Genomic DNA, 23,068 nt, shown 5'->3' on the forward strand with positions numbered 1-23,068 from the left:
AAAATATGAAGAATTCATTAAAAATCTTTATATTCCAATAAATTTAAATTTATAAACTTTACCCTTTGGTAAACTTTTATTTATGTTATAGTCCTGTTTAATTAAATCTTCAGGTTCCAGATATGAAAGTATGTATTGGTGGTGACCTCGCAGGTAAGGTTGTTGATTTTGATAAGCAGTCTTTTAGTGCCGGGGAAGTTATAAAGGGTAAGAGATCCGAATACTGCAGACGATCTTTCCTTGTAGGAAGGGATGTATATTTTTTCTGGGTTTTAAAAGATCTGAAACTTTGGGAAGCTACTGACCTGGTTGAAAAGTATGTACAGGAATTAAAAAATTAAGTTCGTCTAAAGTTGAGTTTTTTTGCTTGTTTTAAAAATCACTTGATATGTCATAAAAATTTAATTAAAAATCAGGTGTTAATACATTTACATTTTTTTGTCATGTGGTAGATTTAAATTTATAACAAATATGATTATTTGTTATAAATTTGCATTTCATGACACCCATTGTAATAAGTATTAAAGGGGAAATTAAAATGGCGAAAATCAGCCTGGAAACTTTAAATAATATAGACGGTTTTGTTGTTGGTGCTCTTGTTGACAGTGAAAGTGGATTAATCCTGGCAGAACAGGGTTCGGGATTGAATCTTGAGCTTGCAGCTGCCGGTAATACTGAAGTCATTCGAGCAAAGAGAAAAACGGCTGCTACCTTAGGGCTTCAGGATCAAATTGAAGATATCCTGATTACTTTGGGTAAGCAGTATCATTTGATAAGACCATTGGAATCTAACGATGCCTTATTCCTTTATGTTGTGCTTGATCGTCAGAGATCAAACCTGGCCATGGCGCGACATGAATTGAAGCACTTTGAGAAAGCGCTTGATTTCTCCTGAAAGAACTAAGAAAAGAACCCTGCAAATGCAGGGTTTTTTATTGCCCGCAATTCAAGTGTGGAGCACCACTATGTCCTGCAAAGGGTGTGAAGAACGCCGTGAAAAAATGAGAGTTATGTATGAATACAGTAGAAAAAGGCTCAGAGATGTTATTGCTCATCTCACAGCTGATCAGTCAGAACAATCAGCTTATTCAGAATCAGAACACACTGATCGAACAGAACAGCCAGCTGATACAGGTAAACCTGGAGCAGGCAGCACAGATCAATGAAATGCTTGATCATCTTGACCTTGGCGATCAAAGGTCAGAACGGTATCTTGATGATGAGGACTGAACCATGGCACGACCCTGCAGAGAATACAACTGCTCAGGTGTGGTGAACTCACAGGCACAGAATGGTTATTGTGATAAGCATGCATCAAAGCGCAGTAACTGGAACAGAAGACAGGACAGATCAGGCTCAACCACTCAGCGTGGTTATGGTCATGTATGGCGTAAGCTTCGTGAACAGATCCTGAAGCGTGATGAATATTTATGTGTGATATGCCGTGCGGATGGCAGAACGACTGAAGCGACTGACGTGGATCACATTGTATCCAAGGCTCACGGCGGTACAGATGATCAGAGTAATCTGCAGGCACTGTGCTCGCCGTGTCATAAGTTCAAAACAGCCTGTGAGAAAGGGAGGGGGAGGTCAAAAAGTTAAGACTTTTCAGCTACATGACCGCCCTCCTAGATACATTTTTACGCAAGCGAAATTAAAAGTTGAGGGTCTTGACAAATGGGTGGAGTTAAGGCAGTCACTGGTGTTGGTCGAAAGCCTAAAGTTAAGCCAACTGGTGATACAGATTTCGAAAATGTATTCAATATTGATGTTCCTGAGTATATGAACACCATGGATCAGGCAGTGGTTATGTGGAATTCAATTGTCCCGGAACTGCTAAAAAGAAAGGTTCTTAAACTGACAGATCTGCACAATATTGAGATGTTCTGTATGGCTTACCACAACCTAAGGGAGGCACAGAATGAAGTTGTTTTATATGGAGTTTCCATTCAGACAGATAGTGGACGAATTAAAAATCCAGCGCTCACCGCTGTAAACGAAGCATCAAAACAAATGGCCTCATTTGGTGCAATGCTTGGTCTTGATCCTGCCTCCCGTAACCGTCTGACAGGCACTGGAGGTAAGCCAAAGGAAAATGCGTTTGCAAAGGTGCTCAACATGTAAACTGGGGTAGAAATGACAGCTTTCCCTAATGTGGACATTGCAAATAAATGGGCTAAGCAAGTCGTCTCAGACAAAATTCCTGCGTGTAAATGGGTGAAATTAGCCTGCGAAAGACACTTAAATGACCTGAAAAAACAGAAAAATCGGGATTTTTTATACAAATTTGACCCTAAATTAGCTGAAAAAAAGATCGCATTCATTGAACTTTTGCCACATACCAAGGGTGAATGGGCAATGAAACGGCTCACCATTGACCTGGAGCCGTGGCAGAAATTTGGAATTGCCTGCACTTTTGGCTGGGTGCGTAAAAAAGATGGATACAGACGCTTCCGCGAAAGCTACTGGGAAGTGCCTCGTAAAAATGGTAAGTCTGCCATTGCTGCAGGTGTTGCTCTGAATATGTTTGCCAATGATGGTGAGTTCGGCTCAGAGGTTTATGCAGGTGCGACGACAGAGAAACAGGCATGGGAAGTATTTAAGCCTGCCAGGCTGATGGCAATCCGTTCCCCTGACTTTGTTGAAGCTGCAGGTATACAGATTAATGCGGGCAGTCTTGAAATCCCGGAAGATGGATCTGTTTTTGAAACCATTATCGGTGATCCACCGGATGGTCAGTCACCGCACTGTGCTGTTGTGGATGAATTTCATGAACATCCGACTTCTGCACTCTATGACACCATGCAGACAGGTATGGGTTCCAGAAGACAGCCGCTTATTTTTACGATTACTACAGCAGGATTCAATATCGAAGGTCCGTGTTATGACCTGAGGGTGCGGATTCAGGAGATGTTACTCGGTACTGTTCCTGATGATGAGCTGTTTGGCTTTATATGGACGATAGATGACGATGATGACTGGACTGATCCAGATGTATTGAGAAAAGCGAACCCCAATTATGGGGTTTCTGTTTATTCAGACTATCTGGAATCGCAGCAACGCCGTGCCATACAGAATGCTGCAAAGCAGAATGCCTTCAAGACAAAGCATCTGAATGTTTGGGTGTCCGCTAAGTCGGCTTATTTCAATATGGAGCAGTGGAACAAGTGCAAAGACACCACGCTGAAAGTTGATGACTTCAGAAATGATGCCTGCATGATCTGTGTAGATCTGTCTTCAAAGATTGATATTGCTGCACGGATTAACCTGTTCTACAGAATTATTGAGGGAAAGATTCATTACTACTGTATTTCACCTCAGTTTTATCTTCCTTATGACACCGTCTATAACGGTGAGGAAAAGCAGGTGGTGGAGCGTTATCAGAAATGGATGAAGCTTGAACTGCTGAATGTCTGTGATGGATTTGAGAATGATCTGAATGAAATTGCTGAAGACATTATCAATGATGCAGAACATCTGTCCGTCAAGGAAGTTCCTTATGACGAATGGGGTGGCTTTCAGATTTCCAAACAGGTGGATGAAGCGGGTTATACCTCTATCAAGGTACCGAAAATCACCAAAGTCTTTTCACCGGCAATGAAAGAACTTGAAGCTGCTATAGCTGCAGGTCGGTTTCACCATGATGGTAATCCCGTGCTTTCCTGGATGATTGGTAATGTTGTATCCAAAACAGGAAAAAATGACACGGAATTCCCTGATAAGGAAAAGAGGTTCAAGAAAATTGACGGTGCAGTGGCCGTACTTATGGGCATCAACCGTGTACTGATCTTAACAAGTGATCCTGAAGAGGACGACTTATCGAAGCACATTGAAAAATACGGGGTTCGAAGACTCTAATGAGTATTAAAGCAAAAATTGGGGAGTGGCTTGGTTTCAAGTTCACTCCCCTGATTATTTCAGGACCTGATGACCTGGCGCGTATTTTCGGTGCTGAGTTTGTGACCGGAACAGGACAGGCGATTACACCATTGAGGGCAATGCAGCTTGCAATTGTCTTTTCCTGTGTACGGGTACTTTCTGAATCACTCGGTATGTTGCCATGCAGGTTGTATAAGCAGACAGGGAAGTTCAAACATCCAGCTGCTGAACACAAGCTTTATGAGCTGCTGAGCATTGCACCGAATGACTATATGACAGCACAGGAGTTCTGGGAGCTTCTGATGGTCTGTCTGTGCTTACGGGGCAATTTCTATGCTTATAAAGTGTATGCCCTGGGGCAGGTGGTTGAACTGCTTCCTCTGGATCCATCTTCGGTTACGCCAAAACTGCGGGATGACTGGACTGTGGAGTATGAAGTGAACTTTAAAAATGGTGGGTTGAGGACACTGACACAGGCAGAAATATGGCATGTGCGGTTATTCACCCTGGATGGGCTTACAGGCCTGAACCCGGTTGCCTATGCGCGAAAAAGTATAGCCCTTGGTCTGGATACTGAAGAACATGGAGCAACACTGTTCAAGAACGGTGCTGTGACATCAGGTGTTCTTGAAACGGATGAATCTCTGACTGATGTTGCATTTTCCCGTCTGAAAAAAGAATTTGAGGAAAATTACACAGGTCTCGCCAATACCTACAAGCCGATGATTCTTGAACAGGGGCTGAAATGGAAACCGACAGCACTGAATCTGGAAGACTCACAGTTTCTGGAAACACGTGAATATCAGAAAGCAGAAATCTGTGGCTTATACAGAGTTCCACCACATCTTGTGGCGGCTATGGACAAAATGACACTGAACAATATTGAACATATGGGCATGAGCTTTGTGAACTATTCACTGGTGCCCTATATGACCCGTATTGAGTCCCGGATCCGGGTGGGACTGCTCAATGAAAAAGACCGCAAAACACATTATGCCAAATTCAATGCAGGAGCCTTACTCAGAGGTGACCTGAAGACCCGTTATGAATCCTATGGAAAAGGGATTCAGTGGGGATGGCTGAGTCCGAATGACTGCAGGGAGCTTGAAGATATGAACCCACGTGAAGGTGGCGACATCTATCTGACACCAATGAATATGACAACCAAACCTGAGGAGGATGGTGATGCAGATAAAGTATCTTAACGTCCCGCTGAACATTAAAAGTGTATCTGATACGGGTGAATTTGAAGGATATGCATCCGTTTTTGATGTGGTGGACAGCTATGGAGATGTGGTTGTAAAGGGTGCATTCAAAAGTACGCTTGAATCATGGTCAAAAAGAAATGACCTGCCTCCTGTGTTATGGCAGCACAAGATGTCCGAACCGATTGGTCCATTCACTGAGATGAAAGAGGATGATCACGGACTGTTTGTACGCGGAAAACTTCTTATTGAAGAAGATCCTCTTGCCAAACGTGCTCATGCTCATATGAAAGCAGGCAGTGTCAAAGGCATGTCTATCGGCTACATGGTCGTGGATGCTGAATACCATAAACAGGAAGACCTGTACTACCTCAAAGAAATTGATCTGTGGGAGGTGTCCATTGTGACTTTTCCAGCAAATACAGATGCAAAGATTACTGAAGTGAAAACAGCACTTCAGAAAGGTGATATTCCATCACCGACCACTGTGGAAAAAGCATTGCGCGATGTTATGGGTTTTTCACGAAAACAGGCCAAAGCTTTTATGGCTAAAGGCTACTGTGCACTGGATTCTCAGCGGGATGCTGAAAGTCAGGATGAGGCACTTCAATCATTTAAAGACTTAACAGCATTTTTAAGAGGTTAAATACTCATGGCTATTGATGAAAAAGATATTGGCGAAGTCGCTAAAGAGTTAAAGGGCGCATTTGAGGATTTTAAAAAATCAAATGATAAAGAACTTGAAGCAATCAAGTCTGAAAAGCAGGCACTTGAAGAAAAGACAGATAAGCTGAATGAAAAACTGGGTGAACTGGATAGCCTGAAAGAAGAACTTGAAAAGGAAATCAAGGCAGCCAAACGCCCTGGTGTAGCGGCTGGTGCGGAAGTGGATGCCCATAAAACGGCTTTCTATCAGTTCATGCGTAAAGGTGTGGAAGATGGCTTAACTGAGCTTGAAGTTAAAGCGGTTCAGACCACGACCAGTCCTGATGGTGGCTATGCAGTACCGGAAGAACTGGATCGGACACTGCTTGAGCTTCTCAGAAATGAAAGTCCAATGCGAAGTGTCTGCTCACAGATCACAGTGGGTTCACCTGACTATAAAAAACTGGTCAATCTGGGTGGTTCGGGGTCAGGCTGGGTCGGTGAAACGGATTTACGTCCTGCGACAGGGACACCGACACTTGCACAGCTGCAGGCGACCATGGGGGAAATTTATGCGAACCCTCAGGCTACACAGACTTCTCTTGATGATGTGTTCTTCAATGTTGAAAACTGGATTTCAACAGAAGTTGCCCGTGAGTTTGCTGAAAAGGAAGGTCAGGCATTCCTGCTGGGTGATGGTGTAAAGAAACCGAAAGGTATTCTTGCTCATACACTGACTGATGAAGTGGATAAAGAGCGTGACTTTGGAAAAATCCAGAAAATCAATTCGGGGCTGGCTGGTGGTTTCAGCGGTGATAATCTGATTGACCTGATCTATTCCCTGAAAAAAGGTCACCGAAACGGTGCTCTGTTCATGATGACCAATCTGACACAGGCAAAAGTCCGTAAGTTCAAAGACAGCGAAGGAAATTACTTATGGCAGCCTGGTCTGCAGTTGGGGCAACCATCCACATTGCTAGGTTATGGCATTGAAGAAAATGAAGACATGCCAGAAGCCGTGGCAGATGCAAATGCAGTCTTATTTGGCAACTTCAAGCGTGGCTATCTGATTGTTGATCGAATGGGAACACGAGTATTACGTGATCCGTACACCAATAAGCCATATGTAGGTTTCTACACGACCAAACGGACGGGCGGTATGTTGCTGGACAGCAATGCCATCAAAGTCCTGACCCTTGCAGCTTAAATCAACAGTCAAAAATATGCCTCTTTCCTGAGGCATATTTTCAGGAGAAAGATATGCCGGTAATTACAGTCAGAGAGTTATTTGAAGTCGCCGTGGAAAACGGCAACAAGGTCATCACTTTTGAAGCTGGTGAGCATGATGTGGATGAGCGGGTTGCAGAAGTGGCTGTAAACCAGCTGAAGGTTGCAACATTAAAGGCCAAAGGAAAGCAGAATGAATCAGTTTCTAACGCTGGAACAGGCAAAACTACACCTTAAAATTGACCATGATGATGAAGATTCGGATATTCAGGCTTTAATTGATGCTTCATTTATCGCATTTGAGGAATCAACAAACAGGCAGCTGTTTCCTGAACTTATGGAAATTCCGGCTGATGTTAAGCATGGGATACATATCAATATGGCCATTATCCAGGGAGCTAAATTATTAATTGGCCACTGGTATCAGAACAGAGAAACTACGGGTAACTCACAGAATCTCCCATTTGCGACTGAATGGCTCTGGCGCAGACATCGTTTTATCAATGTGGGGTGACTTATGGGAATACAGGCGGGTAAACTCCGACACCGCATTACACTCCAGGAATACAGGTCTGAGCGGGATGGATACAACAATGAACTGGATCCAGTCTGGACTGATGTACGGAAACTCTGGGCTAAGGTTGAATTTCTCTCTGTAAAGGACACTTTAACAGCCAGAGCAGCTGGAACAGAGATAAATGCGAGGCTGATCATCCGGAAACGTTCAGATATTACGACACTGATGCGTGTTTTATGGGGTGGTTATGTTTTTCAGGTTATTTCACCTGCAAAGCCAGATAATGACGATGCTGAAACATATGCCACGTTTGAGCTTAAAGTCGTGGAGTAAGCGATGTCCAGTACTCAGTTTGATATTCAGGGCTTGAATGACATTGAGAAGAAGTTGAAAGCACTCAATAACCCTAAAAAAGTTAAGTCACTTGTTCGAAAGGCGCTCAGGCAGGCAGCCAATGTGGTTAAAGATGCTGCCAGGCAAAATGCTAAAGCAATTGATGATCCTGAGACCCGCGAAAAAATATGGAAAAATATTGGCGTGGCATCAGGCCGTTCCCGGAATTCAGGTTCTGAAATAATGCGGATCGGTGTAAGAGGTGGTGCCTCATTCTCTAATCCTGTTCCTCCCCGTTTAAGCGGTGGTGATACCAGACACTGGCGCTGGATTGAATATGGAAGCGTGAACAGTCCATCGGTGCCGTTTATGCGTCCAGCATTATCAAATAATACTCGGCAAGTGACGGATACATTTGTGCGTGTGCTTAACGAAGAAATTGAAAAGGTTTTGTCATGAATATTCTTCCTGTAGTAGAGGTTTTATTTTCTTCACCTGTGAACAGCACATTACAGAACCGTATTTATGAGGATGTTGCTCCTGCTGGGACAATATTTCCTTATGTTGTCTGGTCAACTGTTGGAGGTATACCTGAGCATAATATTGATTGTTCCCCACAAATTGATCATCTGACATTTCAGCTTGTTGTTTACGACACACAGGCTACAAGAGCTTCAGATATCAGAAAAGCAGTCAGCAGTGTGCTGGATCCGCTTTGTACAATCACAAATCTGCATCCAAACCATTGTGAAAAAATGGGTGATCAAACCATTTTTGGACGTGGATTTGATGCGAACTGGTGGCTTGATCGCTAATAAACAGTGATGAAACCAGATATTTGACCCTGCATTTTGCAGGTTTTTTTATGCCTGAAATTTGAGGAGTGAATACTCATGGCGAAAAAAGGTGTTTTAGGGAATGGTACTAATGTATGGATTTTGCACGGTACAGTACCAACCCTGACAAAAATGGCATGTATTTCGGAGCTGATCTTCGGTGATGACACTGCTGCTGAGGTGGATAATACCTGTCTGGAAGAAGTAGAGGTGAGAACGAACGATTATGGACTGAGTACACCAGGTGAAGGCAGTCTGAAAATCAACACAGACCCTAATAATGCGACCCATGTCATTGCACTGGATCTGGCTGACAGAAAGGAGCTGGTTGGAATATATGTGGGATGGGGTGATGGTGTCAGTATTCCAACACTTACAGGTGGAATTGTAGAGCTGCCTGAGGACAGAACCTGGTCATGGTGTACGGCAATTCTACGTAAAAATTCAGTTGTAATCGGACTTGATGCACTGAATAACCATACTATTCCATTTAAGCGTCAGTCGAAAGTAACTGACGAATTCAGAGTAGGTTTATAACATGACAAAACTTACATTAAAAACTGCACAGACAGCCCTTGGGGTTGGTTCACTCGTGGAAAAGACCATCAGGTTCCGTGGAGCTGATGGAGGTGAGTTTGAGGGGGAAGTTTTTATTAAAATTCTTTCTCATGATGAAAAGGTCAATGCCATAGATGTCTGGGGGCTAAATGAGAAACACACTGCTACCGTGGATCAGCTGACCAAAGCTATCGTTTTTCATTCGGTATATGAAAGTGAAGGCAAACGTTTCTTTCCCAAAGTGCAGGATACAGGAAGTGTCTCAACTGAGTTACTGGATGCTATGTATAAAGCAGCAGATGCGGTGCTCGATTTTTCGGGAAAGTACTGGATCTCGAAGCAGATGACGAATTCTGGTGTGAGCTCGTCATCAACGGAATCGGCGGACGAACCATTGCAGAAGCAAGAAGAAATCTGAGTCAGCCAGAGCTTAATTTATGGAGAGCCTATCGCAAACGCAGAGGCTCTTTATTTGTAGGGCGGAGAGTTGAGCAGGGGTTCGGTAACTGGATGGCTCACTATACTCTTTTTAAAGTCAAAGATCCTGAGAGTGTGGAAGCTCTATCCTTTATGCCGAATGAAGATCAGCCTGAAACCAGTTTTGAACAGGAACGTCTGAAATCAATCAGAAATAAAGCAGCCTGGAGCTGAAAATGAAACATTACAACCGCCTCTCAGGCGGTTTTTTTATGCCTGGAGGTTTATGTGAGCAGCAAACTGGGAACATTAACACTGGATCTGATTGCTCGGATTGGCCAGTTCACTGAACCACTGGACAGAGCAGAGAAAAAGGTAAAATCATCTGCTTCAAAAATTGGGCAAGGATTTTCAGATTTAGGCAATCTGGCACAGAAAGCAGTGCCAATGGTGGCTGGGCTCGCGGGGACGATTGCTGGTGTAGCAGCCTCATATATCACGCTGGATAAAGTAATGGGTGCTCAGCGGGCTTATGATGTTCAGATTGCGGGGCTGGAAACGGCAACGAAGTCTGCTGAGAATGCCAAAGTTGCTTATGCTGCACTTTCACAGTTTGCAAAAGAAACGCCTTACAGTATGGATCAGGCAGTTGAAGGCTTTACCAAACTGGTCAATCTGGGACTGACCCCATCAGAGCGGGCGTTAAGATCATACGGAAATACTGCAGCTGCAATGGGTAAAGACCTGATGCAGTTTATTGAAGCTGTAGCGGATGCTTCCACTGGAGAGTTTGAACGACTGAAAGAATTTGGTGTTAAGGCAAGTAAACAGGGCGAAGACGTTGCTTTTACCTTTCAGGGAACAACCACTACTGTAAAAAACAGTGCGGATTCAATTGAAGAGTACCTGATGAAAATCGGGGAAAATGAATTTGCAGGATCAATGGCCAAACGGATGGATTCTCTGGATGGTTCCATTGCCAATATGGAAGACAGCTGGAAAGATCTGTACCTTGCGATTTCAAGCGCAGGTGTGGGGGAATTGATGCGGGACGGTGTTGATCTTGCCAGTGATGGAATACAGGGCCTCACAGCATTGATATCTTCTGGTGCAATTGAAGCAGGGCTGGCAGGATTTGGTGTGGCATTCAGTATCTTTGGTGGTGATGCCCGTTCTGAAATGAAAAGTATTGCAGATTCATTCGGACTGACTTCAGATTTTCTGGTAGAAAAATGGCGAGCCACTATTGCAGAACTGAATGCACTTGGAAACACCTGGACTACGCTCAGATCATGGGTACAGAAAGCCAGTGTTTCTGTTGCTGCAGGTGTGGACATGATTTCGGATCCGTTTAATAAAAGATCCTCAAATGCTTCCAAACAGATGGCATGGGAAGACTCTATGAGGGCAATTGATGCTGAAACGATTGCCCGTACAGATGCCATTACAAAAGGCTTTGGTGCAGCGGAGAAAAAATATAACGAATTTATCGCTACTCAGAAAAAAGGCAACACCAGTGCTGAAGATGCTTTAGCACGTTATAAAATTCAGGCTAAATCGGGAGCAGCTGTTGCGACTGCAGGTGTGGCAAAAACCAACAGAGAGCTTGAGAAACAGAAAAAGCTGCTTGATGGTCTGGGAAATGGACTGGTCTCCAATTCACATTTACGCGGTTTGAATATCAAATCATCTGAATCTGTGGGCGGTGGTCAGATCAGAGGTTATACCGCTGAATTTGCACAACTGGCGAATTCTGCACTGGGCAATTCACTCAACCGTTTTACTGCTTTCAATGATCGTTATCACAAGGGAACAAACAGCAGGCATGCTACTGGTAATGCATTTGACTTTACACTGAAGAATGCCAAAGAAGCTGAAAGCGCTGTCAAAGTCCTTGAGGATGTTGCGAGACGCTACGGGTATTCAGTCAAAATCCTGAATGAGTATAAGGATCCATCGAAACGGGCTACAGGTGGTCATCTTCATGTTTCAGTACTTGGAAAAAGTACAAAACTGGCATGGAAAGACGTTCAGGGTGAAGTGGATCTGATTGGTAAAGGCAATGATGAAATGTTGCGCCTGGCTGAAGACCTGAATAAACGTCGGAACAGTATTTACAGGATGTATGCCACGGATCTTCAGAAAATTGAACTGGATAACTCAGAGGCAATCAGGGAGATTGAAGAAGCATATAGCGTAGATGATACCAGCCGGCAGAAATACCTTGAACTGCAAAAGGCTGTGTATCAGCAAGACCTGGAAGAGTTCAGAAAAGTTCAGTTGCAGAAGCAGTTTGAACAACTTAATGCTGTGCAGAGCATGAATGCTCAGATTCAGGGTCTTTCTGGGAATTCGGAAGACATTATGGCTAAGGCCAGCATGTCGCCGCAGGACTTTGCTGAATGGAGTCTGGCGAGAGACAGGAGTAAAGCACAGCTTGACTTGCAGAACAGTAGAACATCGGTTGAACAGAACATTATGACCAATGATGTCTACACTTCAGATGACGAACGTTATGCAGCACTTTTACAGGCACATGAAGAATATCTGACTCAGAAAAATGCACTTGATGTTCAGTATGAGCAGAATCTGCAGGATGTAAGGGATCAATCCCAGGCTGCCACTTTAGCGGGCTATGGTGCAATGTTTGGGATGATGGGTTCATTACTGGAGAGTTATGGAGAAAAATCATCAGCCTCCTACAGACTTGCCTTTGCACTTCAGAAAGGTTTTGTTTTCTCAAGTGCCTTACTGAATGCAAAAGGGGCTGTGCTTGCTGCATGGAATGATCCATCCAATGTCACTTTACTGCAGAAAATTGGAGCTGCAGCTGCAACGGTCATACAGACCAATGATCTGATGTCAGCGATTCAGGGAGTTGCACTGACAGGTATGGCACATGATGGTATTGCGAATGTACCCAAAGAAGGCACCTGGTTGCTCGATGGAGGTGAACGTGTACTGAATCCACAACAGAACAAGGATCTGACCAGCTATCTTGCGAATAAAAGGCCTGATGGTGTGAATATTAATATCAACGTCCCTCAGGGTTACACCGCAGAACAGTCGCATGGAAGTGACGGTTCAGTGACTATTGATATTGTGCAGAAGGTGGCTCAACAGGAAGCAAAGCAGTCATGGATTCAACTGAGTAATCCAAACTCATTTGAAAGTAAGCAACTGAGAGCAAATACAACAGCAGGAGTAAGACGGTGAGTTTCTGAACCAGGAAAGAAAATAATTGCAGTCAGATCTGAACCCGATATGTATATCAGGATCAGATCTGACTCAAAAAATATTAATAAAAAGTATAATGTTAAACATGTCACGAAATTGATATTTTGTGTGAAATTTACTGGTACTTTAAAATGAAAAAAATATTATTTTTAACAATGATTATCTGTCTTTGTGGATGTACTGAGAACACTACAGGTTTGCAAAAAAAAGTAATCAATACGGGGTATGAGATGTGCAGTAGCCGTCTGAATACCTCCATGCAGACTGCTCATATCAATAATGTTGCTGTGTATGTTGGGAGACCGACGATTGATAATGTTTATAAAATATTTGGTGATCAGATCATTGAAGATGGCAAGATTATGGAAACAGTGATCAATAATGGAAGTCGATTCAGGGAAATGCTGATCGTAATCAACTATGGTATGAACAAAAATAAAGATAATGATCTGACAGGAAAGTATAAATGCAGGTATTTATATAGACTTAATAACGATCACAGATCTCCTGAACTGAAGGATGTATACCTGTACGGTACTATGGATAATGGTAAAGATAATGTACTGAATGAATATGTACGGATGGTTGATGCTGGTCAGCCCAGCTTTACACTTGGTATGAAAGCCAGCATAAACATGATGGATGGAGACAGTAAGTATGATGTGCGTGATGAAAAGCTGTATACGGCTCTTACCCGCTATCATAAAGCGAAACAGGAAATGTACTGAACAGTATCAGTCGATTTCACGAATTTAAAAGCAGACCTCCTTCGGGAGGTTTTTTAATGGGTCAGAATTATGGATAAATTCATGCTGTGTCCACTCCAGTCGGGATATGGTTTTGTACCAGGTGATAGGTTGCTTGAACAGCAGTTACTGGGTGGAATGCCCAGGCAGATGGGTACTTTTATAGGATCCGTACACAGAGTGACGGCTTCTGTGCTTTGTAGAACATCCCTTGAAAGAGATTATCTGTGGGCATTCTGGCGTAAAAAACAACGTGAACCTGAAAACTGGCTCTGGGCAATCCAGACAGATGCCTATGCGCTGGAAGAACACGAATGTCGTTTCGCCGTGGGTTCGCCACCGGTTGAACAGACCAGAAGCGGAAAGATTGTGCAGTATGGATTTCAGATCTGGGTGAAGCCATTGCACAGACCTGCGGATATTGACGATATGATTATTGATTACTGGAATTCAGGTATGAACCCTCAGGCTAAACTCCTGCTGGAGAAACTGGCGAATGAGTCTGTACCTGGAACAGTGAGGGGCATATGGCAGAACTGAATGAATTTTATCTTGATGCTTCTCCATCGGCTGTCATGCTGGAATGTATTGAAATCAGCCACAGCTTATGGAGTCAGCCTTTAAGGTATGTACTGAATCATACGGATGGTGTAACTGTAATCCATGAAAATGGTGAGTCTGCTTTCTATACATTCATGCCCCTGCAGATCAAAAAAGGCGGTGCTGCAAATGATCTTGATCAGTCCATATCGGTGACCGTGGGTGATCTTGGGGAGCATGTACCCAGTCTGCTGAAAATGCTTGAAGATGCAGACAGTCGTGAACGTCCTGTGCTGATCTACAGAGCATATTCTTCAGAGGATCTGAATGATCCACTATGGGTGATCAATGGTCTGTTTGTGGATGATGAAAGCAGTGATTATCAGGGAACAACATTCAGGGCCGCCACATCCAAAGCCAATTCAAATGGTACCGGCATGCGTTACACCGTGGATGAATTTCCAAGTTTAAAGGCATTCTTCTGATGAAAAGTATAGATGTGCTGCTCGACAGGCAGTATGACGCTGAGACTTATCATTGTGTCCATTTTGTGATTGAAGCAGCTGAGTATCTTTTTGCTCAGAATTATTCAGACAGTTTTGTAGGACTGACTGGCAATCTGCATGAGTCATTACGGACTTCACGGCATACTGCAACCCATAACAGAAAGGTACCTGTTCCCATCAATGGTTCAATTGTACTGATGACTAATAAAAAGGGCAGATCTCATGTGGGTCTGTTTTATCAGGGCTGTGTCCTGCATCTGACAGAGATGGGTGTGCATTTTCTGCCGGTGATTTCAGTGAGAAAATTTTATAAACGGATCCGATATTATGAGCCGACTGCGTATCATCACCAATCCGCTGGATGCGAATGACGGCATCCTGCATGTCAGATCAGACAGTGTTCTGAAAGTATTTGAAGAAGTCAGAAAGAAATATCCGCAAGCACGGATTTTTTTACGCCCTGCATGTCAGCAGAATGATGTGACACCTGCAAATCATGTGGATGCAGCAGGTCTTCAGATGCTGTCCACACAGCATGATTTTGATATTGTCTGCTGTGCCGGTGAACCTGCAACAATTCTGGCTGTAGTCTCACTGGTACTGTCCGTAGGTATGGCGGTTTATACCTATATGAATATGCCTGAAACACCTCAGCTGAATCAGAAGTCAGGCAATAATGAACTGTCCAGCCGTATGAACCGTGAAAGGATCAATGCACGTGTGCCAGATATCTTTGGAAAAGTGAAATCCATACCTGATCTGATTGCTCCTCCTGTTCTTTACTATCGGGAAGATGGGACAGAGATTGAGGAATGCCTGATGTGTATCGGGCGTGGAGAGTTTGAGATTTCAGATATCAGGGATGGAGAGACTTATGGTGCAACTATTGATGGGTTTGCTGCTTCGGTTTACAGCCCAGGACAGTCGCTGACAGGTGTACCTCAGGTACAGATAGGACAGGGATTCAGCCAGGCACCACTGGTAGCTAAGAAATCTTCAGCAGTAACAGGACAGACACTGGAAGCATGGTCACAACCCGTCATTGATACCGCCGTGGAAGGAACCATGTACCCGCAATACCCGAACAGACTCTACCTGGTCGGGGGCGGACTGAATGCAAAATTCACAGTAGGTGAGTCCGTTATTGTGGATGCAGAGCCACTGCTGAGTAAGGATGAAGTGCTTTCCGGTCATTCAGCTGTTAAGAAAACAGGAATACTGACAGTTACGGTATCTAACGATATTCCGGATGCAGTAAATTTCAGAAAAATTCAGATTAATACTTTACTGGTGGATGATGCTGTGAACGGTATGATTGATCTTGCAGGTCTCTATGATGTTGAAAGTATTTCACAGGATGGTGCTGCTTATGAGGTTGTTCTTAAAGATTATGAAGACATCAATCCGAACTGGCTCAGGCTCAGCAGTGACAGTCATGCCACGATATCATCACTGCTTACAGCCAATACGGCTTCAATCAGTATTACAGGGACTTATTCGACCATACTGAATGTGACTTCTGAATATTTGGTGCTCAGTATTCCCTCAGCTTTACAGCCTGAATGGGACAAACTTCAGGGGAGACAGATCACAGAAGCCGTGATTGAGCTTTCTAAACCCACGGATAACTGGCTCGGATGGTTTTATATCAACCATGATGAAATTGATCAGCTGATTCTTAATTTTTATTTCCCTAAAGGGATGTATTCAGTCGGGACTAACGGCAAAAACTACAGTTATAACGTGGTTTATGCAGTGGAGTATCAGGAAACTGATGTGACAGGTGCTCCGGTCGGACAGGTATATGAACATCACTTTACCAGCTGGGATCTCAAAACATACGGATTCGGGCTTTCACAGATTTTTGCTCTGCCTGCTGCATTTGTTCATGGTGTCCGTATCAGAGTCAGAAAAGGTGGTGATGTCTGGGTGTCCAGTAAGACTTCAAGAGTGAATGATCTGAAGCTGAAATCCATCTATGCCTGTTCCCGCTTAAAGAAACTGAACTACCCTGAAGTTACACTGATCCGTTCAAGAACTGTTGCCACGGATGGTGCTCTTTCAGTGAAGGAAAGACAACTGAACTGTACGGCTGCCCGTAAGGTTCACAGTTATGCAGATGGAAGTAAATCACCAATGGCTCATGCTTCATCAGACTTTGCAGATATTGTGTGTTCACTTCATACGGATAAGCTGATCGGTCGGAGAGAAATAACAACACTCGATACGGCCGGCCTGTATGAAACCTCAAGGCAGATTGCAGAATATTTTGGGACGGACAAGGCGACTGAATTCAATTATACCTTTGACCAGAGCAATACTTCTTATGAAGAAACCCTTGCTCAGATCGCGTTATGTGTTGGATCCTCAGCCCGCCGTGAAAGTGATCATATCTACTTGCAGTTTGAATCTGAAAATCCAGACTCCTGTATTCTGTTCAACCACAGGAATAAAAAACCTTATTCAGAGACACGGACCAGGAACTTTGGAATCAACCGTGATTTTGATGGTGTGGAAGTGGTATGGGTGGATCCTGCTGACAACTGGACTGAAAAACGTCTGAAACTGCCCAGTGATCTGATTTCAAATCCCAAAAAAGTTGAACTGAAAGGTGTAACAAACCACCTGCAGGCGCATTTCATCGCACACCGGACATGGAACAGAATTCAGTTTCATCGAAAGACTGTGCAGTTTACGGCATACGGTGAAGCTGATCTGGTTACCCTGAATGACCGGATTGCTGTTGCAGACGACCGTATAGCTCAGGTGATTTCAAATGGTGATATTACTGAGTGGTCAGGACAGCAGATCAGGATATCTCAGCCCGTACGTCTTGATGCAGATCTTCAGTATGTCATTCACCTGCAGCTGGTGAACAGATCTGTTGAAACCATGCGCGTAACACAGGGTAACAGTGAGTTTGAGCTGGTGCTTGAACGAATGCCTGTCATGCCATTAATCACAGGATATGGGTGCTCAAAGTATTCAGTCACACTGAAATCAGAAAATGACAGTGAAGCTTTCCTGATTACTGAAAAGAGTTCATCCGGGCAGTTTGAGAGTCAGATTACCGCAATCAACTATGACAGTCGTTATTACGCAAATGATAAGGACCATATCAAAAATCTTGTTTAAAACAGGCTTAACCATACACCCGCATTCAGCGGGTTTTTTTATGGGTGAAATATGACAAACGAAATCGTAAAAACGGTGCAGGAAACAATCCAGGACTGCCAGCATATTCAGAGTTTCAATAATGATGAAGATACTGAAAAAGTGATCACCTCCAGGCTTGGCCGTCAGTCACTGACCATGGCTGGATATATCCGTCTGCTGATGGACACAGGTGGTTTTGAACCGTTTCAGACGGAAGCCGCACTGAAAACCTCCAGACCTACAGTAGCCAAGAAAGCTGCTAAAGCAATGGATACCAGCAAAATCTGGTACTGGAATGGAACGGTCTGGATAGATACGGGGCTGAGTGAGTTTGATAAGGCGGTATCCAAAGCTCAGGAGCTGGATGATGAAGTGATAATTGCAGCATCGGCAGAAGCAGACCAGAAAGCTGCGACCGCTGTAATCAATGCCAATAAATATACGGATAACCGTGTTGGAACAGCAGTTTCAAGCCGCATTATTCCACTGGCTGTGGATGCTGAAGGGTATATTCCTGTATGGCTTGAAGAAGGTGCTCTGGATTTTGCTGACAGTGTTGTTATCGGAAAAGCATCTTCAGGTTCACTTGTTCCTATGGCAGTGGATCGTGATGGAAATATTCCGGTATGGATTAAAGATGGCAAACTGGGTTTTGCAGGGCTGTCTGATGAAGCGGTCGAACTGCTGAACAGACGCTATCTTCAGACCAAATATCTGACCAGTGTCGTCAGTCTCAGACCCATCGTATCAGATGGAACATCACTGTTTCAGTGGAAAGCCAAAGCAGCAAAAATTAAAACCGGTGCAGCTCAGCAGCTCCGGGTGGCCATTACAGGTGACAGCTGGACAGAGCACAGTGTGATTACAGGTGAACTGATCAAACTGCTGAGAGCTGAATATGGTGAAGCAGGTTCAGGCTGGATCAATCTGGGAGCTGAACGGAATATGCTGGATGGCATTACGATCACTTATTCCAGTGGATGGACCATTAACGACATGGACAATGGTGCTGCTGCATTTCCCTATGGCTGTGGTCCCGATGGATTTACCCGAACCAGCAGTACAGCAGGCTCAAAAATTACACTTGGAAATCTGAGTAAAGGAAATAAGCTGAGTGTGTTTTTTGGAAATACGGGTGGTGTGTTCAGTTATTCAGTCAATGGATCCGCTGAGACTGAGGTTACAGCAGATGCTGCACAGAGACTGATGATTAACCTGTCCGGGACTTCATCCGTGGTACTGACCGTGAAAAGTGGTGAAATCTGTTTCTGGGGTATGCACATGCGGAAAACTACAGGTGCAGGTGTCGAAGTCAATAAGCTGGGTAACGGGAACTGTACCGGTCGTGATTATCTGAAAATTTCACCCGGTGCTCAGGCCAATTTATCAGAATTTATTGGTGCTGATGTAGTCATTATCATGCTGGGCACAAATGATTACAGGCGAGGGCATTCAACTGCTGATTTCGCCAATGGTATTGCCCGGATCATCAATGGGTACCGAAGTGCATCACCCGGCTGTGCCTGCATTGTCGTTGCACCGGCACAGTCCAGTGTGGCCACTCCACCAATACCCCTCGTGGATTTCACTGAAATGGTCTTTCTTTTAGCACCACAGATCAGAGCGGAGTACTACAACATGTATGACGACTGGGCAGGCTTTGAATCTGAAAACGCACAGGGTCAGTGGAATGACAACCTGCATGTCAGCCAGGCAGGCGCATACCGCCTTGCAAAAAAAATATATAAATCATTTCTGGAGCTTTAAATGAACGGTTATCTGAAAATTAATGCAGTACTGCCATCGGGTCCCCAGTACAAACGGCTGACAGATCTCATGCTTTTACCCTCACTGGTTAAGGATGGACTCGCTGCCGGCTATGCCCTGAAAGATCATGGTGCATATAATTTTGCAACAGGTCTGTATTCTGAAATGATGGGATCGCCGGTGCAGGGACAACATGGGCTTAAGTTCAATCAGACAAACTATATCAACACGGGAATACTGAAGCCTGAAAGCTTTACCTTTCTGGTCGTTGCTCAGAAAACTCCAGGGATGGGCTTTCTGATGGGAGACTTCGTTGATAAAACCCAGGCTGCAGATGGTAAGGAGCATGGAACCACGATGTCATCCCGTGGAGATGTATATGCAGGTGTTCCTGGTGGTGTTGGACTGGCATTCGGTCAGCAGAGTACCAACGTTAACGGTGAATATGTCCTGCTTGTATATTCAGCAACGAAAAACAGTGCTACATCCTACAGTCAGGAATATGCCAATCTGCAGGGAGGTCGGGATATTTTCCTTTCAAGGGCAATTCCTGACCTCGTGAATATTACAGACAATCCAGTTGGAGTTGGCTATTCAGTGAAGTCATCACCACTGGGCTGGGTTGCAGATACCGATGTGGTTTATGCCTGCCTGTACAGCAAAGGTTTCACTAAAGCGGAACTTGAAACATGGGCAGCACAGATACGTTCTGAACTGATACAGCTCAAAGGTATTCAGATCTAACGTGTTCAGATTCCAGGGCATCCGAAAGGATGCTTTTTTTATTGCTGAAAAATAGGGGGGATTCATGCAAGAGCATGAGAAAAATTTACTGCTTATCATCGCTATGGGGGCTTGTATTGGTTTTGCCAAACTACTTGTATCTGATGAAAAGCTCACATGGCGTTTAGCACTGGGCAGAACAATTCTTGGAGCTGCTACATCAACAATAGCAGGGGCTATTGTATTGCAGGTTCCTGATATCAATCCTCTTGCACTGATTGCCATTGCATCAGCGCTTGGGATTTTAGGAAGTACATTTATTGAATCCTGGCTTAAGCGTCAGGCAAACACGTGGAGTATCAAATGAAATTAATAGATGATTGGAAACAAAGTTATAAACTCAAATCAGTACAAATTGGCGCATTAAGCGCCATTTTTTATGCCCTGATTTTATTCTGTGATCAGTTTGTCAGCGTGTGGAACCTGATTCCTCAGGAAATGAAAAATTATATTCCTGATCAGTGGAAAGAAGTTATTGGATGCTTTGTGGGTGTTGCAATGGTACTTGCGCGATTGAAAAAGCAACCTGAATTGCATGGGGAAGATCATGAAAAAACTGACTGACGATCAGATACAGTCACAGGCTGCTGACCTTGGCATTGAAGTAGCAGCACTTAAAGCAGTCATTGAAGTGGAGTGTAAAGGCTCAGGGTTTAATGCTGATGGCACACCTGTCATTTTGTTTGAACGACATGTTATGCGTCAGCGTTTGATTGCAAATAAGCAGACAGAGATCCTGAATGAAATGATGGTTAAACGCCCTGATTTATGTAATAAAACTGCAGGTGGTTATGGGCTGTATTCAGCTCAGCATGGTCGTTTAAATGCCGCAGCTCAATTCCATCGGACTTCAGCACTAGAATCAGGCAGCTGGGGTATCGGGCAGGTGATGGGCTATCACTGGGCAGAACTTGGCTATAAGTCTTTGCAGGCATTTATCAATTCAATGTATAAAGATGAAGCTTCACAGCTTGAAGCCATGTGCCGCTATATTAAGGTGAATAACCTGGTTAACGCATTGAAGCATAAGGACTGGAAGTCATTTGCACGTGGCTACAATGGGATTGCATATGCAAAGAACAGTTATGATGTGAAACTGGCAAATGCATATAAAAAAGCCCTCATTTGAGGGCTTTTTTCTTATATCATATTAAGCAGGAATAGAAGAAACTCTATCTTCACGGTCCCAATAGCGGTGATTCTGAATCGCTTTTTTAAACTTATCACTGACATCTTTAAAACTCTGAGAAGTAATAAGTGCATCATCTTGGGTGAGTTTCAGTTCTTTAATTAAAGCCTCTTTTTCACCCAATAAAACGATAGGTTTAAGATGCTTAAATGTTTCCAAAACATAATGTGTAGCTACACCATCATTAAAGAACTCATTTAAATTATCACCATCAATGACAACAACAGCATCGTAGGTAACTGACGGTTCGCCATTTTGACGTCCATCAACTACAATTTCTTTACCATCGCTAGATTTAACAGGCGCTGCATTTGGGGCTAATACTTCTACTACAGCATTTTCTGTTTCGCCCCAATTCTTGATTGTATCGATAGAAGAAGAATTAGCGCCATTGTGTACCAACAGAGCAATTTTACGTTGCTTAATATCAGCCGCAGGGTAAGCCAATGTACTTAAATGTTCAGATTTGGCGATAGCAGCTTTCTTAACCGATTTACTTTGTTTGGATGGAGCATCTAACCCCAATTCATTCGCAACAAATTTCGCCAGATCCAAATCAATATTGGCTAGCACCTCATTTATAACCCTTTCTCTAATTTCTACAGCTTTAACTTTTGAAAGTTCAAATGCATATGCGTCCTTCATGTGCTGTTGTTCATGCTTAGCAAGACTTAGGTAGTGCATAGTGGCTTGCGAGAAGTGATCAGCAAAGCTTTCTGGCCTAATTCTTAACTTGCTACCTTGAATTTCTTCAGGATAGGTCCGAAAAGCATGCGAATCATCAGTAGATTCTCTTGGGTAATTCCCATCTACTGAGTTGGGCTCATAATTCGCTTTGCCTTTATAGACTTCATGGTTTGCGTATCCGCCGCGTCGATTTGTATGGAAAGGGCAGACAGGCTTATTAATAGGAATTTGATTAAAATTTGCTGTACCTAAGCGGTGCAAATGTGTATCTGTATAGCTAAATAAACGTCCTTGCAGCAAAGGATCATTACTAAAATCTATACCCGAAACAATATTTGCGGGACTGAAAGCAACTTGCTCAGTTTCAGCAAAGAAATCATCTGTATTTCGATTTAGGGTAAATTTACCCAATGGTGTAATTGGAACAAGCTCTTCAGGTACTAGTTTTGTTGCATCCAATACATCAAAGTCCCATTGAGCTGCTTCTTCTTCAGTGAAGATTTGTGCTCCAAGTTCCCATTCAGGGTAATTGCCTCGCTCAATAGCATCCCATAGATCGCGTCGATGGAAGTCTGGATCTTTACCATTGAGTTTCAATGCTTCATCCCAAACTACTTGAGCCACACCTTGTTTAGGTATCCAATGAAATTTAACCAAATGTGTCTGATTTTCTTTGTTAATTAATCTAAAAGTGTGAACGCCAAAGCCTTGAATTGATCTTAAATTTCTAGGAATAGCACGATCTGACATCACCCAGGTTGACATATGAGATGTTTCGGTATTTAAAGAAATAAAATCCCAAAAGGTGTCATGAGCGGATTGACCTGTAGGGACTTCTGA

28 protein-coding genes and 1 pseudogene are annotated in these 23,068 nt (G+C 43.6%); 28 read left to right on the forward strand and 1 reads right to left on the reverse strand.

Features of this window, described 5'->3' with window-relative positions; translation table 11 throughout:
* Positions 1–122: 122 nt before the first annotated feature.
* From CDG60_RS08635 to CDG60_RS08770, 28 genes are all read left to right on the forward strand, one after another.
* Positions 123–341 (forward strand): hypothetical protein, encoded by a 219-nt coding sequence (locus CDG60_RS08635; protein WP_087514349.1) that lies wholly within the window; start codon positions 123–125, stop codon positions 339–341.
* 197 nt (positions 342–538) lie between these two features.
* Positions 539–895 (forward strand): hypothetical protein, encoded by a 357-nt coding sequence (locus CDG60_RS08640; protein WP_087514348.1) that lies wholly within the window; start codon positions 539–541, stop codon positions 893–895.
* 119 nt (positions 896–1,014) lie between these two features.
* Positions 1,015–1,230 (forward strand): hypothetical protein, encoded by a 216-nt coding sequence (locus tag CDG60_RS08645; protein ID WP_087514347.1) that lies wholly within the window; start codon positions 1,015–1,017, stop codon positions 1,228–1,230.
* Positions 1,231–1,233: 3 nt separating this feature from the next.
* Positions 1,234–1,602: an HNH endonuclease gene (locus tag CDG60_RS08650; protein WP_087514346.1), complete on the forward strand. Its 369-nt coding sequence runs from the start codon at positions 1,234–1,236 to the stop codon at positions 1,600–1,602.
* Between the two features lie 75 nt (positions 1,603–1,677).
* Complete coding sequence (locus CDG60_RS08655; protein ID WP_087514345.1) at positions 1,678–2,124, forward strand: phage terminase small subunit P27 family; 447 nt, start codon at positions 1,678–1,680, stop codon at positions 2,122–2,124.
* Positions 2,125–2,136: 12 nt separating this feature from the next.
* Positions 2,137–3,858 (forward strand): terminase large subunit, encoded by a 1,722-nt coding sequence (locus CDG60_RS08660; protein WP_087514344.1) that lies wholly within the window; start codon positions 2,137–2,139, stop codon positions 3,856–3,858.
* On the forward strand, positions 3,858–5,084 hold the full coding sequence (locus CDG60_RS08665; RefSeq protein ID WP_087514343.1) for a phage portal protein: 1,227 nt from the start codon (positions 3,858–3,860) through the stop codon (positions 5,082–5,084). Before CDG60_RS08660 ends, CDG60_RS08665 begins: the two co-directional genes overlap by 1 nt.
* Positions 5,065–5,730, forward strand: coding sequence for an HK97 family phage prohead protease (locus CDG60_RS08670; protein ID WP_087514342.1), 666 nt, complete (start codon positions 5,065–5,067; stop codon positions 5,728–5,730). The genes CDG60_RS08665 and CDG60_RS08670 overlap by 20 nt, the downstream gene beginning before the upstream one ends.
* A gap of 6 nt (positions 5,731–5,736) precedes the next feature.
* The gene (locus CDG60_RS08675) at positions 5,737–6,936 is read left to right on the forward strand and encodes a phage major capsid protein (protein WP_087514341.1); all 1,200 of its coding nucleotides are present in this window, start codon (positions 5,737–5,739) and stop codon (positions 6,934–6,936) included.
* Positions 6,937–6,989: 53 nt separating this feature from the next.
* Positions 6,990–7,193 (forward strand): hypothetical protein, encoded by a 204-nt coding sequence (locus CDG60_RS08680; protein WP_087514340.1) that lies wholly within the window; start codon positions 6,990–6,992, stop codon positions 7,191–7,193.
* Positions 7,150–7,470: a head-tail connector protein gene (locus CDG60_RS08685; RefSeq protein ID WP_087514339.1), complete on the forward strand. Its 321-nt coding sequence runs from the start codon at positions 7,150–7,152 to the stop codon at positions 7,468–7,470. Before CDG60_RS08680 ends, CDG60_RS08685 begins: the two co-directional genes overlap by 44 nt.
* Positions 7,471–7,473: 3 nt before the next feature.
* Positions 7,474–7,806, forward strand: coding sequence for a phage head closure protein (locus tag CDG60_RS08690; RefSeq protein WP_087514338.1), 333 nt, complete (start codon positions 7,474–7,476; stop codon positions 7,804–7,806).
* Between the two features lie 3 nt (positions 7,807–7,809).
* Positions 7,810–8,265 carry an HK97-gp10 family putative phage morphogenesis protein gene (locus tag CDG60_RS08695; RefSeq protein ID WP_087514337.1) on the forward strand — a complete coding sequence of 152 codons (456 nt, stop codon included), beginning with the start codon at positions 7,810–7,812 and terminating at the stop codon, positions 8,263–8,265.
* Entirely contained in the window at positions 8,262–8,621 is a 360-nt protein-coding gene (gp17, locus tag CDG60_RS08700; RefSeq protein WP_087514336.1) for a DUF3168 domain-containing protein, read from the forward strand. The genes CDG60_RS08695 and gp17 overlap by 4 nt, the downstream gene beginning before the upstream one ends.
* 78 nt (positions 8,622–8,699) lie before the next feature.
* Complete coding sequence (locus CDG60_RS08705) at positions 8,700–9,179, forward strand: phage tail tube protein (protein ID WP_087514335.1); 480 nt, start codon at positions 8,700–8,702, stop codon at positions 9,177–9,179.
* Between the two features lies 1 nt (position 9,180).
* Complete coding sequence (locus CDG60_RS08710; RefSeq protein WP_087514334.1) at positions 9,181–9,618, forward strand: phage tail assembly chaperone family protein, TAC; 438 nt, start codon at positions 9,181–9,183, stop codon at positions 9,616–9,618.
* Between the two features lie 92 nt (positions 9,619–9,710).
* A complete protein-coding gene (locus CDG60_RS18605; RefSeq protein WP_394373891.1) occupies positions 9,711–9,851 on the forward strand; it encodes a hypothetical protein in 141 nt (46 codons plus the stop codon).
* Between the two features lie 54 nt (positions 9,852–9,905).
* Positions 9,906–12,833 carry a tape measure protein gene (locus CDG60_RS08720; RefSeq protein WP_087514332.1) on the forward strand — a complete coding sequence of 976 codons (2,928 nt, stop codon included), beginning with the start codon at positions 9,906–9,908 and terminating at the stop codon, positions 12,831–12,833.
* A gap of 251 nt (positions 12,834–13,084) precedes the next feature.
* A complete protein-coding gene (locus CDG60_RS08725; protein ID WP_147387779.1) occupies positions 13,085–13,582 on the forward strand; it encodes a hypothetical protein in 498 nt (165 codons plus the stop codon).
* Positions 13,583–13,663: 81 nt separating this feature from the next.
* A complete protein-coding gene (locus tag CDG60_RS08730) occupies positions 13,664–14,140 on the forward strand; it encodes a hypothetical protein (protein WP_147387780.1) in 477 nt (158 codons plus the stop codon).
* Positions 14,128–14,625 carry a DUF1833 family protein gene (locus tag CDG60_RS08735; RefSeq protein WP_087514329.1) on the forward strand — a complete coding sequence of 166 codons (498 nt, stop codon included), beginning with the start codon at positions 14,128–14,130 and terminating at the stop codon, positions 14,623–14,625. Before CDG60_RS08730 ends, CDG60_RS08735 begins: the two co-directional genes overlap by 13 nt.
* On the forward strand, positions 14,625–15,017 hold the full coding sequence (locus tag CDG60_RS08740; protein ID WP_087514328.1) for a hypothetical protein: 393 nt from the start codon (positions 14,625–14,627) through the stop codon (positions 15,015–15,017). Before CDG60_RS08735 ends, CDG60_RS08740 begins: the two co-directional genes overlap by 1 nt.
* Entirely contained in the window at positions 14,974–17,781 is a 2,808-nt protein-coding gene (locus tag CDG60_RS08745; RefSeq protein ID WP_087514327.1) for a host specificity factor TipJ family phage tail protein, read from the forward strand. Before CDG60_RS08740 ends, CDG60_RS08745 begins: the two co-directional genes overlap by 44 nt.
* Positions 17,782–17,832: 51 nt before the next feature.
* Positions 17,833–19,569, forward strand: a complete 1,737-nt coding sequence (locus CDG60_RS08750) for an SGNH/GDSL hydrolase family protein (protein ID WP_160117013.1) — start codon at positions 17,833–17,835, stop codon at positions 19,567–19,569.
* Complete coding sequence (locus CDG60_RS08755; RefSeq protein WP_119023827.1) at positions 19,570–20,313, forward strand: hypothetical protein; 744 nt, start codon at positions 19,570–19,572, stop codon at positions 20,311–20,313. It abuts the gene before it with no gap.
* A 64-nt stretch (positions 20,314–20,377) separates the two neighbouring features.
* Positions 20,378–20,659 (forward strand): phage holin family protein, encoded by a 282-nt coding sequence (locus CDG60_RS08760; protein ID WP_087514470.1) that lies wholly within the window; start codon positions 20,378–20,380, stop codon positions 20,657–20,659.
* Positions 20,656–20,916 (forward strand): DUF7940 domain-containing protein, encoded by a 261-nt coding sequence (locus CDG60_RS08765; RefSeq protein WP_227542946.1) that lies wholly within the window; start codon positions 20,656–20,658, stop codon positions 20,914–20,916. The genes CDG60_RS08760 and CDG60_RS08765 overlap by 4 nt, the downstream gene beginning before the upstream one ends.
* A complete protein-coding gene (locus CDG60_RS08770) occupies positions 20,897–21,481 on the forward strand; it encodes an N-acetylmuramidase family protein (RefSeq protein WP_087514471.1) in 585 nt (194 codons plus the stop codon). The genes CDG60_RS08765 and CDG60_RS08770 overlap by 20 nt, the downstream gene beginning before the upstream one ends.
* Positions 21,482–21,502: 21 nt before the next feature.
* On the opposite strand, the pseudogene CDG60_RS08775 reads toward CDG60_RS08770, so the two are convergent.
* A pseudogene (locus tag CDG60_RS08775) lies at positions 21,503–23,068 on the reverse strand (catalase HPII); the annotation flags it as partial.

The organism is Acinetobacter chinensis (assembly GCF_002165375.2).
In the GTDB taxonomy this organism is placed as follows: Bacteria; Pseudomonadota; Gammaproteobacteria; order Pseudomonadales; family Moraxellaceae; genus Acinetobacter; species Acinetobacter chinensis.

Coding starts and splice junctions, on each gene's coding strand:
- CDG60_RS08690 (WP_087514338.1), top strand. CDS start 7,474: ATGGGAATACAGGCGGGTAAACTCCGACACCGCATTACACTCCAGGAA.
- CDG60_RS08685 (WP_087514339.1), top strand. CDS start 7,150: ATGAATCAGTTTCTAACGCTGGAACAGGCAAAACTACACCTTAAAATT.
- CDG60_RS08750 (WP_160117013.1), top strand. CDS start 17,833: ATGACAAACGAAATCGTAAAAACGGTGCAGGAAACAATCCAGGACTGC.
- CDG60_RS08650 (WP_087514346.1), top strand. CDS start 1,234: ATGGCACGACCCTGCAGAGAATACAACTGCTCAGGTGTGGTGAACTCA.
- CDG60_RS08675 (WP_087514341.1), top strand. CDS start 5,737: ATGGCTATTGATGAAAAAGATATTGGCGAAGTCGCTAAAGAGTTAAAG.
- CDG60_RS08755 (WP_119023827.1), top strand. CDS start 19,570: ATGAACGGTTATCTGAAAATTAATGCAGTACTGCCATCGGGTCCCCAG.
- CDG60_RS08745 (WP_087514327.1), top strand. CDS start 14,974: ATGAGCCGACTGCGTATCATCACCAATCCGCTGGATGCGAATGACGGC.
- CDG60_RS08730 (WP_147387780.1), top strand. CDS start 13,664: ATGCTGTGTCCACTCCAGTCGGGATATGGTTTTGTACCAGGTGATAGG.
- CDG60_RS08695 (WP_087514337.1), top strand. CDS start 7,810: ATGTCCAGTACTCAGTTTGATATTCAGGGCTTGAATGACATTGAGAAG.
- CDG60_RS08710 (WP_087514334.1), top strand. CDS start 9,181: ATGACAAAACTTACATTAAAAACTGCACAGACAGCCCTTGGGGTTGGT.
- CDG60_RS08660 (WP_087514344.1), top strand. CDS start 2,137: ATGACAGCTTTCCCTAATGTGGACATTGCAAATAAATGGGCTAAGCAA.
- CDG60_RS08655 (WP_087514345.1), top strand. CDS start 1,678: ATGGGTGGAGTTAAGGCAGTCACTGGTGTTGGTCGAAAGCCTAAAGTT.
- CDG60_RS08725 (WP_147387779.1), top strand. CDS start 13,085: ATGTGCAGTAGCCGTCTGAATACCTCCATGCAGACTGCTCATATCAAT.
- CDG60_RS08765 (WP_227542946.1), top strand. CDS start 20,656: ATGAAATTAATAGATGATTGGAAACAAAGTTATAAACTCAAATCAGTA.
- CDG60_RS08680 (WP_087514340.1), top strand. CDS start 6,990: ATGCCGGTAATTACAGTCAGAGAGTTATTTGAAGTCGCCGTGGAAAAC.
- CDG60_RS08645 (WP_087514347.1), top strand. CDS start 1,015: ATGAATACAGTAGAAAAAGGCTCAGAGATGTTATTGCTCATCTCACAG.
- CDG60_RS08665 (WP_087514343.1), top strand. CDS start 3,858: ATGAGTATTAAAGCAAAAATTGGGGAGTGGCTTGGTTTCAAGTTCACT.
- CDG60_RS08705 (WP_087514335.1), top strand. CDS start 8,700: ATGGCGAAAAAAGGTGTTTTAGGGAATGGTACTAATGTATGGATTTTG.
- CDG60_RS08635 (WP_087514349.1), top strand. CDS start 123: ATGAAAGTATGTATTGGTGGTGACCTCGCAGGTAAGGTTGTTGATTTT.
- CDG60_RS18605 (WP_394373891.1), top strand. CDS start 9,711: ATGGCTCACTATACTCTTTTTAAAGTCAAAGATCCTGAGAGTGTGGAA.
- CDG60_RS08640 (WP_087514348.1), top strand. CDS start 539: ATGGCGAAAATCAGCCTGGAAACTTTAAATAATATAGACGGTTTTGTT.
- CDG60_RS08760 (WP_087514470.1), top strand. CDS start 20,378: ATGCAAGAGCATGAGAAAAATTTACTGCTTATCATCGCTATGGGGGCT.
- gp17 (WP_087514336.1), top strand. CDS start 8,262: ATGAATATTCTTCCTGTAGTAGAGGTTTTATTTTCTTCACCTGTGAAC.
- CDG60_RS08670 (WP_087514342.1), top strand. CDS start 5,065: ATGCAGATAAAGTATCTTAACGTCCCGCTGAACATTAAAAGTGTATCT.
- CDG60_RS08735 (WP_087514329.1), top strand. CDS start 14,128: ATGGCAGAACTGAATGAATTTTATCTTGATGCTTCTCCATCGGCTGTC.
- CDG60_RS08740 (WP_087514328.1), top strand. CDS start 14,625: ATGAAAAGTATAGATGTGCTGCTCGACAGGCAGTATGACGCTGAGACT.